Genomic DNA, 13279 nt, shown 5'->3' with positions numbered 1-13279 from the left:
CTCTATGAGGGGTGATATTTTATTGAATTAAATTATAAAATATGGATATCAACGATATTTTTATGAAATAATAAATATTTCTTATGTTAATAATAATAAAAATTTATTAAAATATTAGGTGGTAAAGTTTTGAATATTAATTTTTTTTTTTTCATTTGATTCATGTTTAACTATTAAATATTTATCTATGTTTAAATCAATCAAAATTTCAATTTTTGCAGTTGCCTTATTCTTTATGACAATGGGTAGGAGTTTAGGAAGCGATTGTGCTGCAGGAGGGGTTGGAGCAGAATCATGTACGTTTAGAAGTCAGGTTACAATTCTAGGAGTTGGTTTGTGGGCGGTAAAAGGTCCATCAGTTTCTTGTGGAGAAGGTTTTTACGCTTGTTGTAATGCAACATCTGCGAACTGTGTCGAAAATCCAAGTATTGCTCCTTAAGTTAGTGGGTTGGAATTTAGTTGGGTCAAATTCTTTTGATCCAACTTTAAATTAAATGTTTATGCGATATTTATTGTTACTTGTTCTTTTATTCGGCTGCACAATTTCAGAAAATAAATTTTCTGAAATTAATGATTTAGATCCTGTTTCTATTGAAATCAAAAATTATAAGATAATTGACCTAGATCAAACCAATTTTATTGGTGTTGTATCTAAATGGAGAGTTTTTGAAGATGGGTTTATTTTTCTGAATAATAATTCAATATTTTACTATAGTAATAATTCTGAACAACCTTTGATTATAAATAGCGAATCTGACTTTGAATTAGAAGGATGCATAATTTCCGATTTTACGGTTGAAAATAGAATTCTTTACATGTTGTGTGAAGCAAAAGGATTGTTGGTTTCTTATGATCTAAAATTAAAAAAGGTACTGAACACAATTGATTTAGGGATTGATGCTACACGTTTTGAGATTTTTAAGGATCAAATTATCGCTTATCAAACTCCAAATACATTGAATCAGGATTCGACCTTAAATTTCCAGATTTTTCTATTTCCTCTTTCAAATCTAAAAGAAAAGAGTAAATATTTTAATTATAAATCTTCTCTTGATAATTCTTATCAGTTTAATGTGTTGGCTGGAGATTCTTTTTTTAAGTACAAGGATAAGGTTGTGTTTTCAAGAATGCAAAACGACTCGTTAGTAGTTTTTCGGGATCAAAAAGCAGGATTTTCTATAGAAAAACTAAATTTCACTTCTGCTCCAATTGATAATGGGAATTCTCAAGATAAACTTGAGGATTTAGTGTTTTATCCAATTTCAATAAGTGTTGATGAAGATTATCGTTTTTTCAGTTTGCTTAAAAATGGCAAATACTTTCAAGCCGTTACCAATAAGACAACTAATACCAGTATTTTAGTAGAGGAGGTGATTCTGAAAACCGATAAAGTAAAGGTTCCTTTAATTGCACAAATTTTTAATGGAAAGGTATATCTTCTGGTTACTGATGAATCATTTATAGAATACAATTCTTCGGGGGAATTCAATGGATTATTTCAAAAACTAAAAAACTATGAAAATTCTTTTATACTTGTTTCTTTTCCTATTTCTGAGCTTGGGGTATAATTCAAGTTTTGCTCAAACCCAAGTTGCGAAATTAGACCTGATATTCGAAAAACGCTTCGAAGATGGGACTGTCAGGTTATTAAAATTTGAAACTGACGGTCAAATGGATCTTAGTTCTTCTTCTGGGCCAGGCAAGCAGGTTTCTGGAGGGAACATCAAAGAAGTATTTTCAAATTTGTTCCCTTCAGTTGAGTTTGTAGTTGGAAAGCGACTTTTGGGCGATTTTTACCGATTGGAAATTTTAGACTTTTCCGAACTAAATAATGATGTGCTTACTAAGATTTGGGATGCTTTTAATAAAAACAAATTATTCAATGCTAGAATAAGCTCAAAAACTATTGACGGATATTGTATATCGATAGGTAATAGGAGTGTTTTAGACAACTATAGGTATGTTTCAAAGAATGGTGTAAAGAGCATGGATAACTCCAAAGGAAAAAATCTAGACCTTTCCGGGTATACATTGTTGGGATTGGTCAATAAATTGAATAATAATTTTAAACCAATTTTCTTTTTGGAGCCAGCACCTTATACTGATTCTTTTAATTTTAAATTTTCTATAACCAATGAGGAATCTATTTTAAATGCATTTTCAAGCTATGGACTAAAATATAATAAATGTCAAAGAGTTAAAAAGACATTTTTCCTAGACTAATTCAATGATTTTTCAAGAATTCATTAATAGGCTTTCCAAATGTTTTATAATTGGTTTCAATTCCTGATCATACTTTTTGGATTTTCTACGAATCGTGATTAACATGATAACAACAATCATCAAACTAGCTCCAAGGTGCGCGGAGATTCTAAAACCCGTCGAAAGTGGCTCAAGGACTGCGAGATACGCCAAGTTGATTGCAAGGATCAGTATTAGCCCGTAACTGATCATGTGTTTGCGAATGATCCTATTTCGTAGGCTCAGCTTTTTGATTTGAGATTTGATAAATTCTTGATTTGAAAAGACTTCAGGATTATTCTGAGCACTGAGTTTTGATTTTGAGCTGAGATAGATTACCCAACCCATCCCTAGTCCAATCAGGATCAAACTCAGAGAACCTAAAACGCTGTCTTTTAAGGGTAAAAAGATGGCTAGGAATACGATGGTAATCGGAGTCAAGATTAAGGCAAGCATCCATTCCAGTTTTTGTTTTTTTTCAACTTTGTTCATTTGTTGCATAAGCAGATTTAGATCTAGCTCTTTTGCTTTTTGGCTTTGCCAAAGTTGTTGGATGTCAGAGAAGTTAGTTTCCATGGATTAATGGATTAAGTTTTTTGCTAAGTGTGGCTTTGATTCGATTGACTTTGACCGCTACGTAGTTTTCAGAAATTCCTGAGATTTCGGAAATCACGCGATAAGAACTGTCCTCCAAAAGGAGCGTAGCAATAATTCGATCCAGTTCTGGAAGCTCATTGATGGCTTTATAAAGTAAATTAAGTTGTTGGTCTACTTTAGAACATGGATAATCAGCATCTGAAAGGTTTAAGTCACTTGGGATTTCTGTATGTTTATCATTGATTTTCTTTGCTTTGGTCACGAACGTAATGGCTGTGTTGTATGCGATTCGATAGATCCAAGTGCTGATTTCACTTTCATTTCTAAATCCATCCAAATGCTTCCAGATCTTGATCAGAATTTCCTGAAAGAGGTCTTTGGACTGATCTTCATCTTTTACAAATCCGAGGCAAAGTCTATAGATCCGATCTTTGTGTGATTCGTAAAGCTGTTCAAACTGGATTTCCTTTTTATTTTTCATTGAATAAATGCACTGACCTGTTCCATAAACCATTCCGGGTTGTCCCACATGATAAAGTGATGGGCAGTTGGTGCCATTTCGATTTGTACGTTTTCTGCGAGCTGATACTGTCTCGTGAAATTCGCTTCTACAGTTTCGGCAGTCAAGCCATAATCCTTGCCTGAATACCAAGCACCTAGTACAAGAAGTGGTGTTTTGACCGTGCTGAGGTTTTGCCTGTAATCGGTCAGCATCAATTCATACATCGCCTGAGAAAAGGTGTTTCGATCGCTTGCCACAGACCATTTCACTGCTAAGGGAATTTTATCAGGGCTCGCTGTCATGATTGCCATCCCGGCAGTTTGTTGTTTTTCAAAATCCTCCACTGATGTTCCATTGAGCATTTGTTTCATTTGGGCCGCCATGGGTTTCATCATATCGATAGTCGCTGCCGGATTCATAGCTGCAGAATAGAAAGGATAAGAATCGACAATGATTGCTTTTTTGACTTTGTCAGGGTAGTTATTAGAAAGTTGTAATGAAAGAAATCCGCCTAAGCTATGACCGATCAGGATTACCGGCTGATTGAGATTGCTGATGTACTTTCCGATTTCTTTTTCGATCTGAGGGAGAAAACCATCCTTAAGATCAATTGGAGCTTGTCCTGCAAATCCAGGAAGAGTGAGCACATGGCATTCATAATTTGAAGAAAGCTTCGCGACAGTTTCATCCCAAACCTCACCAGAAGAAGCGAGGCCAGGAATCAAAATAATCGGCTGACCCGAACCGCTGATTTTGACGTCAAGGGATTGGGAATACGAAATTTGGACGATACCTAAAGCTAGGAAGTAAAGAAGAATGAGTTTTTTCATATGATTGTAATTTGTTTTTTCAATGGTCATCCCGATAGCTATAGGGAGGAATCTCGCAAGTTTTATAATAATCTTTTTGTGTGTCGATTACGACATGCTCGATTTCATTTGTGATAATTAGTTTTTTTTTCTTTAGACTCAAGCGTCCCAAAAACCTTACAGATTTATTAAAAAAATTATTCAAAATTTTTTGAAGTGGAGTCAATTCGATCCGCTGTGGTGATTACCAGTATCTAAGCTATTCCTACCGCCGGCTTTCTATCGAAACTTGATACTAGTTTCTTACTACCATTGTCTTGTCTCTTGATTCTTGTCTCAATCAAAGCATATCCCGCACCATCAAAAGCACTTTTTCCATTTCACTTCTTACTTCAGATGCTTTGTTCAGGTAGTTTGAATTCATAAAAGCGAAGCTGTAGGTCTTCCCACTTTTGGTTTTGATTAGGCCGACAAGACTATGGTTATTACTCATTGTCCCAGTTTTGGCAAAAATATAAGGTTGAGCTGCCTGGTAATTATTCTTAAGACTTCCAGAAACCCCGCCAGTTGGCAATAGCTCAAAAAGCTCATGATCAGGTATCATTCGATAAAGTTTTTCGAATAAGGTCACCATGGTCCTCGGAGTAAATAAATTATGTCTGCTTAGCCCACTGCCGTCCACCCATTTGGGTTGATCAGGAAGATCAAAAAGGTAGGTCTTGAGCATAAATTCGATTGCCCGCTCAGTATCCAAGCGCTGAAAAAGCCGATCGGAAACCATCAACATCAATTGTTCTGCTAAGAAGTTATCGCTTTCCAGCATCATTTCTTTCAGCATGGGGAAGATCGGACTTCCACGATAAGAAAGGTGGTTTTCGGGCAAGGCATCCTTTCGATAGTGCCATGTTTTTCCCGTTGCTTCAGTGGCAAGTTTGACAAAAAGCTCAGGAGAAGTCAAAAGCGGAATATATCGCTCTGATCCTCGAAAATTCGCTGGATTGTAATAGAATCTGTTATGGTGAAAATCTCGTTCTAATTCCCGTATGGTTCGGCTTGTCTGATAAACTGAATCTTGGAATCGCTTTGGTAATACAATAGGCTTTGTTCCTTCTTTTCTGACTTCGAGAAGATTGCCAAAAATAGGTAGTGAAGTCAGCTCAGCAGAATAATCGTAATAGTAATCGTCCCACTGCCAACCATAGCCAAAAGCAGGGGAGTCCATGTTGGCATCTGAATAAACCACATGGCTAAAAGCCTGAATCAATTTTTGGATTCCGGGATCCTGAAATTTTTTATACTTCCAACTCGGATCTCCGCTTCCCCAAATGTGAATCGTGTCCCCAGAGGTCACATATCTGAGCGTTTGCGTGCTGTCGTTTAGGATGGTGATCGCAGAGAAAAGCGTAAATAGTTTGGTAGTGGAAGCTGGAATAAAATTTAAATGTGAATTCTTTTCATAGAGGACGGTTTTCGCATCCATATCTTCGAGGATGAAACCGGAAAGATGATTATTGAAAAAACTTCCAGGACCTACTGCCTTTTCCATTCTTAAAAACTGATCAGGAGTCAGTTGCCCTTTTGTAGTAAGGGAGATAAGAAATAGAAAAGCAAAAAGCAGTGATTTCTGCATGAAAATGGAATTAAGAATTTTTTGTAGCCGCCAAAAATAGAAATGCCCAGCCTAGAATAAAGGCAACTCCACCAAGTGGAGTAATTGCTCCCAACCAAGTAATTCCTGTAAGGGAAAGGATATAAAGCGAACCTGAGAAAATCAGAATTCCTAGTATCATTAGGGCTCCGGCTAGTTTTAATTGTTTCCAATCGGGCTTGAAAAGGTATAAAATCCCGATCATCAAAAGTGCCAAAGAATGATAGAAATGATACTTGACGGCAGTTTCAAAGGTCTCTAATCTGCCAGTTTCTGCTAAAATTTCTTTCAATCCATGCGCTCCAAATGCACCGATTCCAACAGCGATTGCTCCAAATATGGAAGCAATTTGAATTAGTTTTTTTCCATTCATGATCTCAAACTCTTGATTTTAAAATGAACTACCTGGCTCCAAAAATTGCCGAACCAATTCTAACCATCGTACTTCCTTCCTCTTGAGCAATCAAATAATCACCGCTCATTCCCATGGAAATCTCTTCCAATTGGACAAATGGTGGAAGTACTTTTGATTTCAATTCTTCAAATAATTGATTGAGCCCTCGAAATTCTTTTCGGACTTGATCCTGGTTTTCCGTGAAAGTCGCCATTCCCATCAGTCCTTTGATTTGCACATGACTAAGAGTCAAAAAATCAGGATCAGCAAACATTTCGTTCAGTTCTGCTTTGTCAAAGCCAAACTTGGTTTCTTCTTCTGCTATGTGAATTTGAAGTAAAACAGGAATTACCCGATCGATTTTTTTTCCCTGCTTATTGATTTCTTTCAGAAGTTTATACGAATCAACTCCATGAATCAGATGGACAAACGGAGCGATGTATTTGACTTTGTTGCTTTGCAGGTGCCCGATCATATGCCATCGGGTATCCGTTGGCATTTCAGGTTGTTTCCACTGGATTTCCTGAACTTTATTTTCTCCAAAGTCTCTGATTCCGGCTTCATAAGCTTCTTTCAAAGCCTCAATAGGTTTGGTTTTGCTGACTGCGATGAGTTTGCATTCCGGGTTTTGAAAAGATTTTTTTACTGCTAGAAGGTTTGCTTTGATATCCATTGGCTATTTTTATTGACTAATTTTTTGTCCGAGTGGCTAAAACAAAGATATGGCGATACTCAGTACTTTACTAAAGAAAGGCATTAGACTGAAAGAAAGTTTAGAGCAGGATTATTCCAGCCCGATGGAGCTGCAACGGAATACGCTGAAGAAATTAATGATTAAGAGCGGGGAAACAGCTATAGCTAAGCGGTATGACTTTAAATCAATATTGTCTTCCTTTCGAAAGCCGGGAGATGAGTTTTATATTCGGTTTAAAACACAAATCCCTGTTTATGATTACGATAAGATTTATCAGGAATGGTGGCATTTGTTACTTGAAGGCAAATCCAATGTCACTTCTCCGGGCGCTGTAAAGCATTTTGCCCTGAGTTCCGGAACTTCAGGAGCAACATCCAAATATATTCCTATCACCAGAGATATGATCAAAGCCATTCGGAAGACGGGTGTGCGACAGATTCTTTCACTTTCACATTTCGAAGGATTGCCTGCTTCCTTGTTCAAAAGGGGGATTTTGATGCTGGGGGGAAGTACAGATTTGGAATTCAACGGCACCTATTTCTCGGGAGACCTTTCCGGGATCACCACTGGAAGGCTACCTATTTGGTTCCAGCGATTTTATAAGCCAGGTAAACAGATTGCAAGGAATAAAAACTGGGGTGACAAACTAGATCAAATTGTAGAAAAGGCAAATACTTGGGATATCGGAATAATTGTTGGCGTACCTGCTTGGCTTCAGATTTTATTGGAAAAAATCATTGAGTTTTATGATGTGAAGCATATCCATGAGATATGGCCTAATCTTCAGATTTTTGTTCATGGAGGAGTTTCATTTGAGCCTTACAAAAAGGGCTTCGAAAAGCTCTTAGGAAAACCGCTTACTTACATCGAAACTTATTTGGCATCAGAAGGATTCTTGGCATTTCAGGCCTTCCCTAATAGAAAGTCAATGAGACTAGTTTTGAATAATGGAATATTCTATGAGTTTATTCCATTTAATGAGGAGAATTTCGATAACGAGGGGAATATTTTACCCAATGCCAAAACACTAAAAATAGACGAGGTAGAAGAGCAGGTTGATTATGCTTTATTGATCACCACTTGCGCAGGAGCCTGGCGATATTTGATTGGAGATACTATTCGTTTTGTATCGAAAGACGAAGCTGAGATTATCATTACAGGACGTACCAAGCATTTTTTAAGTCTTTGTGGAGAGCATTTGTCGGTCGACAATATGAATAAAGCTGTTGAAATGGCGGCAGAAGAACTGAATACGAGTTTTACGGAATTTACAGTTCTGGGAATTTCGGAAGGAAATCTATTTGCCCACCACTGGTACTTAGGTACGGAAGATCAATTAGATGCTCAACTCATTCGAAACTTGATTGATCAAAAACTCTGCGAACTCAATGATGACTATGCCGTGGAGCGTAAGCATGCACTTAAAGAGGTCTATGTGACACTTTTGCCCTCTGAGCTTTTTTACGATTGGATGCGAACTCAAGGTAAAGAAGGTGGACAAAACAAATTCCCTCGAGTATTGAAAGGAGCAAAGGCGGCTTCTTGGCTTGAGTTTCTATCACTTAATTCGGATAAAAATTGATTGCTGCATTAGGAGAGGGGTTTAGTGTTGGGCTATTATTGTCGGCCTTGATCGGGCCGGTATTTTTTGCTTTGATTCAGGCAAGTCTTACCAATGGGTTTCGCTATGCGGCAACTTTAGCAACAGGAATCTTAGCAAGTGATTTGATCTATGTATTGATCACTTTTTTTGGAATCAAGTTTATTGCGGGTTTTGAATCCTTCCAAACTTATTTGGGCTATGGAGGTGGATTGATTTTGATTGGCTTTGGCATCAGTTCTATTTTGAAGAAAAAAGTAAATCGTCCAAATTCCGGGGGGATTGATTTGCCTCGAGCCAAAAAACGAACAGCATTCGCAAAAGGCTTTGGAATCAACGGGATCAATCCATTCGTAATGCTTTTTTGGATTTCTATTGCTTCCGTAGTTCAATTGAAAGAGTCATTCACCCAACGTGATTTCCTTCTTTATTATGTAGGGATTTTGGGTACAGTATTTTTGATAGACTTACTCAAAGCCTTTATAGCGAAGCAACTTGCACCTTTAGTCACCGATCGAGTGCTCTTTTGGCTGAATAAAGCTGTTGGAGTATTGATGATCGGATATGGAATACGAATGATTTGGTTGACTTGACAAAAAGGAACGAATATCAGCCTGAATTCTGTTGCTCCAAATATTCACATCTTTTAAACCTATGATTTTCTCTATTCTTAGAATTTTGAGCTTTATTAGTTTTTTCTTTTTTCTTCAGGAAAATGATAAAACTGAAAAACTTCAAGTGATCATTGATGCCGATACTGCCAATGAAGTAGATGATTTGTATGCTTTGGCTAGAGCAATTAAGGAACCCACTATCGATTTAATTGCCATCACTTCTGCACAATTTCACACCTCACCTTTAGCTTCTGATTCCTCGGTTTGGGAAAGCCAGTTAATCAATGAAAAATTGACTGAGCTCATGGGACGATCCGCGCTGAATTTGCCAATTGGAGCCAACGAACCTATTAAAAATATGTACGAACCTCAAGTCTCCGAAGCTTCCACTTTTATAGTAAATGCAGCATTGAAGCTCAGGAAAGGGGAAAAGCTTGATTTGGTAGTTTTGGGAAGTTGTACGAATGTCGCTTCTGCGATACTTCAAGATCCCAAGATTATCCCGAAGATCCGTGTTCATTATTTGGGCTTTTGGCATGATCCAAAAACCAATAGCTATAATCTGAAAGAGTTTAATTCTGGCAACGATACGCTTGCCGTTCGGGTCCTTTTGGAAACAGAAGGGCTTGATTTGACTGTCATGTCGGCTACGACTAGTCAAAATTTGGTTTTTGAAAAAACGATTGTAGATAAGAATCTTAAAGGGAAATCAGCTTTGGGAGATTATTTGGTAGGTCGATGGGAGACTTTTGATCGCTGGTGGACTAAAGCTGATCCTGAAAAAACGAAGTGGACCATGTGGGATTTGGCAATAATCGAAGGTCTTATTCATCCAGAATGGACAAGCACTTCTTATTTTACAACTCCTGTAGGTTACAAACAAAGGGAGATTAAAATTCATACCGCTATAGATAAGGATGCGATGGAAGCTGATTTTTGGCAGTCTATAAAAGAAAAACCAACGCTAAATAGTAAACCCTAAAAAAGTAAAACTAGAAATCCTTCAAGTTGAAAGCTTGAAGGATTTTTGTTTTAGATGACTTGGATTTAGTTAGCTAGATATTACTTACCGGAACATAAGGCATGTCAAATGATTCAGCAACAGCCTGATAAATAATAGCTCCGTTAATAATATTTAAACCTAGTATTAACTCTGAATTAATTAAGCCCTCGTAATACATTCATTAGTTTTTCTCGAACCTCTGTTGCAAACCTTTCAATTTCCGGATTATTTACAACGGCCATCGCTATTTTTGGATCCATTACAGACACATCATATTTTTCAGAGCCTATTTCTCTTATTACTACATTGCATGGTAAGAGTGTGCCTATCTGAGGATCAATTTGCAATACTTTGTCAGCAAAAACAGGATTACAAGCACCTAAGATCAAAAAGGGTGCATACTCTTTATCAAGCTTTTTTTTCATAGTTGCCTGAATGTCTATTTCGGTTAAAATACCGAAACCTTCTTTTTTAAGTAGCTCTTCGACCTGCTCTCTAACAGTTTGAAGAGATTTTGCGGAAACTTGTTTTGATTGAAAATAGCTCATGTTTTTTGGTTTTTTAATGCCTTAATTTACAATTAATTGAGACGTGTTTCAGTGTAGTTTATCACATGGGATCTTTTATTCTTAGATTAAAAACACAAAAACACATCATTTGAAAGCAAGTTCTATCCCTATGAAATCGAGCGTGACGAGAATATCACACACTAGCATGATTGTAATCTCAGCGAGATTCAATATGACCTCCAAAAAACAATATAAACACATGAAATCGAGCATGAGGATAACGTCACACAGTGGGGTGTCCCGATGGCTATCTGGATCGAAATGCAAGATTCCATGTGGCCAAATAGAAAAATTATAAACACATGAAAAATCACCTATTTCTTATTCTTATAGTTTTATTTCTACTATTTATTCCTTGGAATGCCATTGCACAAGAAATTCCGGAATTAACTGCTTTCAATCAAACCAGGATAAATTACAATGAATCAGGAATGATCATCTTGGGTTCTTGGGCAGTTGGAAATATGATTTGGGGAGGCATCGGAGCTAGTAATTCTACTGGGCAGACGAAGGCTTTTCACCAAATGAATATCTATTGGAACTCTGTTAACTTAATTATCGCAGGGTTTGGCTTTTGGCAGGCTAACGGTGAAATAGCAAACAGTGATTTTTTTGGAACAATGAACTCTCAGCAAAAGATTGAGAAAATTTTATTGTTTAATGCTGCTTTAGATGTGGCCTATATGGCAGGAGGGATGTATCTGAAAGAGCGAGGCCTGAGATTAAGTAAAGATAAATTTATAGGCTTTGGCAAATCCATCATTCTTCAAGGAGCTTTTCTATTTACTTTCGACGCATTGATGTACACATTTCATGCTGTTCATTCCAAGGAATTACCAGCTATTGTGCAACAAATGAGTATACATCCGAATGGATTTTCGATGAATATTCCACTGTCCAAAAGGTAAAAACTGGTGACCAAAAATTTATATAAAAGTTGTTTATGGAGATTTCAAAACTCAGTAGAAATGACTTTTTTAATCTGGAAATTTTGGGGAATATTCTGATTTTAAGATTGTAAAAAAAATCCCCCTTGTTTTAGCAAGGGGGATTCAATAGGGGGTTAGACTAAATTAGTCAGCTAAATAGTTGCTAACTGGTACATAAGGCATATCAAATGCCTCTGCAACAGCCTGATAAACGATATCTCCATTAATCACATTCAAGCCTGGAACCAATTCTGCGTTTTCTTGTGCAGCTTTTTTCCAGCCTTTATTTGCTAATTGAATTGCATATGGAAGGGTAGCATTGGTCAAAGCAAGGGTAGAAGTATAAGGCACTGCTCCTGGCATATTCGCTACGCAATAGTGAACTACATTATCAATGACATAGGTAGGATCTTGGTGCGTAGTTGGCTTACAAGTCTCAATACATCCACCTTGATCGACTGCAACGTCAACTAGAACAGTTCCTGGAAGCATTTCTTTCAACATGTCTCTAGTGATCAAGTGAGGTGCTTTTGCTCCCGGGATCAATACTGCACCAATAATTAGGTCGTGATTTTGAATCAGTTTTCGAATGTTGAATTCATTTGACATCATCGTATTCACATTTGCAGGCATTACATCAGCGAGGTAACGTAAACGCTGTAAATTAACATCCATGATGGTAACATCTGCTCCAAGACCAGCTGCCATCCAAGCGGCTTGAGTACCTACGATACCTGCACCCAAAATCAATACTTTCGCAGGAAGAACACCCGGTACTCCTCCAAGAAGAATACCTCTTCCCCCTAGTGGTTTTTCTAAGTAATTTGCACCCTTCTGAATAGCCATTCTACCTGCTACTTCTGACATAGGAACCAAAAGTGGTAAGCTACGATCAGCTTTTTCAACGGTCTCATAAGCCAAACAAACTGCTTTTCTAGCAACCATTGCTTTGGTTAATGGTTCGTAAGAAGCAAAATGGAAATAAGTAAAAAGTAACTGCCCTTCTTTAATCAGGTTGTATTCTGCTTCGATAGGCTCCTTTACCTTCATAATCATCTCAGCAATTTCATAAGTTGCTTCGATGGTAGGAAGGATTTTCGCACCAGCCGTTTCATAGTCTTCATCCAAAAAACCACTACCTTCTCCAGCAGTATGCTGTACGTAGACAGTATGACCTCTTTTAACCAATTCTTTTGCACCGGCAGGCGTAAGCGCTACTCGGTTTTCATTGTTTTTAATCTCTTTGGGAACACCTATTATCATGTCTTTGCGTTAGATGAAGTGAATAATGCCGCAAAGATAAGAAGCAAAAACAAACTGAAAAGTCAGAAAGAAAATAGTATTTGGTGTGATTTCGAAATATTTGGTTTTTCGAAACTTTCTACCGTTAAAATCACTGAGGATTAAGAATATTTCAAAATATAAATTTTAAGCAAGGATAATTTTGCAAATTTATTTTCGTAAAAAAACTTATTTAACGAAAAGGATCAATTATCAAATTCTCAATTAATTCGATTGTAATTTTTATTTTTTCGAAATAAAATTCTAAATGATTATCGATTATGCATTTCATTCCGAATTTTTGATTGATAAATTATATTAATGAAATTTGTAAAAAAATAAGATTTGGCTATTTTTGGAAAGAGGTAAATTCACGAAATTGCCTCAACCCAAAAATA

General features: G+C 37.0%; 15 protein-coding genes. 7 read left to right on the top strand and 8 right to left on the bottom strand.

The annotated features are described in order from the left end of the window. Positions 1-187: 187 nt before the first annotated feature. The 3 genes from BVC88_RS19285 to BVC88_RS19275 all read left to right on the top strand — a co-directional run bounded on the left by BVC88_RS19285 (position 188) and on the right by BVC88_RS19275 (position 2223). Positions 188-439 (top strand): hypothetical protein, encoded by a 252-nt coding sequence (locus BVC88_RS19285; RefSeq protein WP_075352368.1) that lies wholly within the window; start codon positions 188-190, stop codon positions 437-439. A gap of 61 nt (positions 440-500) precedes the next feature. Next, positions 501-1568, top strand: a complete 1068-nt coding sequence (locus tag BVC88_RS19280; RefSeq protein WP_075352367.1) for a hypothetical protein — start codon at positions 501-503, stop codon at positions 1566-1568. Beyond that, positions 1516-2223 carry a hypothetical protein gene (locus tag BVC88_RS19275; protein ID WP_075352366.1) on the top strand — a complete coding sequence of 236 codons (708 nt, stop codon included), beginning with the start codon at positions 1516-1518 and terminating at the stop codon, positions 2221-2223. The genes BVC88_RS19280 and BVC88_RS19275 overlap by 53 nt, the downstream gene beginning before the upstream one ends. 12 nt (positions 2224-2235) lie before the next feature. Here the strand turns inward: BVC88_RS19275 and BVC88_RS19270 are convergent, their stop codons facing one another. The 6 genes from BVC88_RS19270 to BVC88_RS19245 form a co-directional block, all read right to left on the bottom strand. After that, positions 2236-2817: a hypothetical protein gene (locus tag BVC88_RS19270; RefSeq protein WP_075352365.1), complete on the bottom strand. Its 582-nt coding sequence runs from the start codon at positions 2815-2817 to the stop codon at positions 2236-2238. Next, positions 2807-3319 carry an RNA polymerase sigma factor gene (locus BVC88_RS19265; protein WP_175574452.1) on the bottom strand — a complete coding sequence of 171 codons (513 nt, stop codon included), beginning with the start codon at positions 3317-3319 and terminating at the stop codon, positions 2807-2809. Before BVC88_RS19265 ends, BVC88_RS19270 begins: the two co-directional genes overlap by 11 nt. Further along, positions 3316-4170, bottom strand: a complete 855-nt coding sequence (locus BVC88_RS19260) for an alpha/beta fold hydrolase (RefSeq protein WP_175574451.1) — start codon at positions 4168-4170, stop codon at positions 3316-3318. Before BVC88_RS19260 ends, BVC88_RS19265 begins: the two co-directional genes overlap by 4 nt. 319 nt (positions 4171-4489) lie before the next feature. Next, on the bottom strand, positions 4490-5779 hold the full coding sequence (locus tag BVC88_RS19255) for a D-alanyl-D-alanine carboxypeptidase/D-alanyl-D-alanine-endopeptidase (RefSeq protein WP_245803687.1): 1290 nt from the start codon (positions 5777-5779) through the stop codon (positions 4490-4492). A gap of 10 nt (positions 5780-5789) precedes the next feature. Then, positions 5790-6170, bottom strand: a complete 381-nt coding sequence (locus BVC88_RS19250) for a DUF423 domain-containing protein (RefSeq protein WP_075352362.1) — start codon at positions 6168-6170, stop codon at positions 5790-5792. A gap of 28 nt (positions 6171-6198) precedes the next feature. Then, on the bottom strand, positions 6199-6864 hold the full coding sequence (locus BVC88_RS19245; RefSeq protein WP_075352361.1) for a YggS family pyridoxal phosphate-dependent enzyme: 666 nt from the start codon (positions 6862-6864) through the stop codon (positions 6199-6201). 49 nt (positions 6865-6913) lie between these two features. On the opposite strand from BVC88_RS19245, the gene BVC88_RS19240 reads away from it, so the two are divergent. From BVC88_RS19240 to BVC88_RS19230, 3 genes are all read left to right on the top strand, one after another. Beyond that, the gene (locus BVC88_RS19240; protein ID WP_075352360.1) at positions 6914-8467 is read left to right on the top strand and encodes a GH3 family domain-containing protein; all 1554 of its coding nucleotides are present in this window, start codon (positions 6914-6916) and stop codon (positions 8465-8467) included. Continuing rightward, entirely contained in the window at positions 8464-9078 is a 615-nt protein-coding gene (locus BVC88_RS19235; protein ID WP_075352359.1) for a LysE family translocator, read from the top strand. The genes BVC88_RS19240 and BVC88_RS19235 overlap by 4 nt, the downstream gene beginning before the upstream one ends. Before the next feature lie 61 nt (positions 9079-9139). After that, positions 9140-10081: a nucleoside hydrolase gene (locus tag BVC88_RS19230; RefSeq protein ID WP_075352358.1), complete on the top strand. Its 942-nt coding sequence runs from the start codon at positions 9140-9142 to the stop codon at positions 10079-10081. 176 nt (positions 10082-10257) lie between these two features. Here BVC88_RS19230 and BVC88_RS19225 read toward each other — a convergent pair whose 3' ends face one another. Beyond that, positions 10258-10650 (bottom strand): DUF302 domain-containing protein, encoded by a 393-nt coding sequence (locus BVC88_RS19225; protein WP_075352357.1) that lies wholly within the window; start codon positions 10648-10650, stop codon positions 10258-10260. A 323-nt stretch (positions 10651-10973) separates the two neighbouring features. On the opposite strand from BVC88_RS19225, the gene BVC88_RS19220 reads away from it, so the two are divergent. Beyond that, complete coding sequence (locus BVC88_RS19220) at positions 10974-11579, top strand: DUF6992 family protein (RefSeq protein ID WP_075352356.1); 606 nt, start codon at positions 10974-10976, stop codon at positions 11577-11579. Between the two features lie 165 nt (positions 11580-11744). Here the strand turns inward: BVC88_RS19220 and ald are convergent, their stop codons facing one another. Further along, positions 11745-12863, bottom strand: coding sequence for an alanine dehydrogenase (ald, locus tag BVC88_RS19215; RefSeq protein WP_075352355.1), 1119 nt, complete (start codon positions 12861-12863; stop codon positions 11745-11747). Positions 12864-13279: the final 416 nt, after the last annotated feature.

This window comes from Algoriphagus marinus (assembly GCF_001936475.1).
In the GTDB taxonomy this organism is placed as follows: domain Bacteria; phylum Bacteroidota; class Bacteroidia; order Cytophagales; family Cyclobacteriaceae; genus Algoriphagus; species Algoriphagus marinus.
This window is presented reverse-complemented; position numbering and strand designations above follow the sequence as displayed.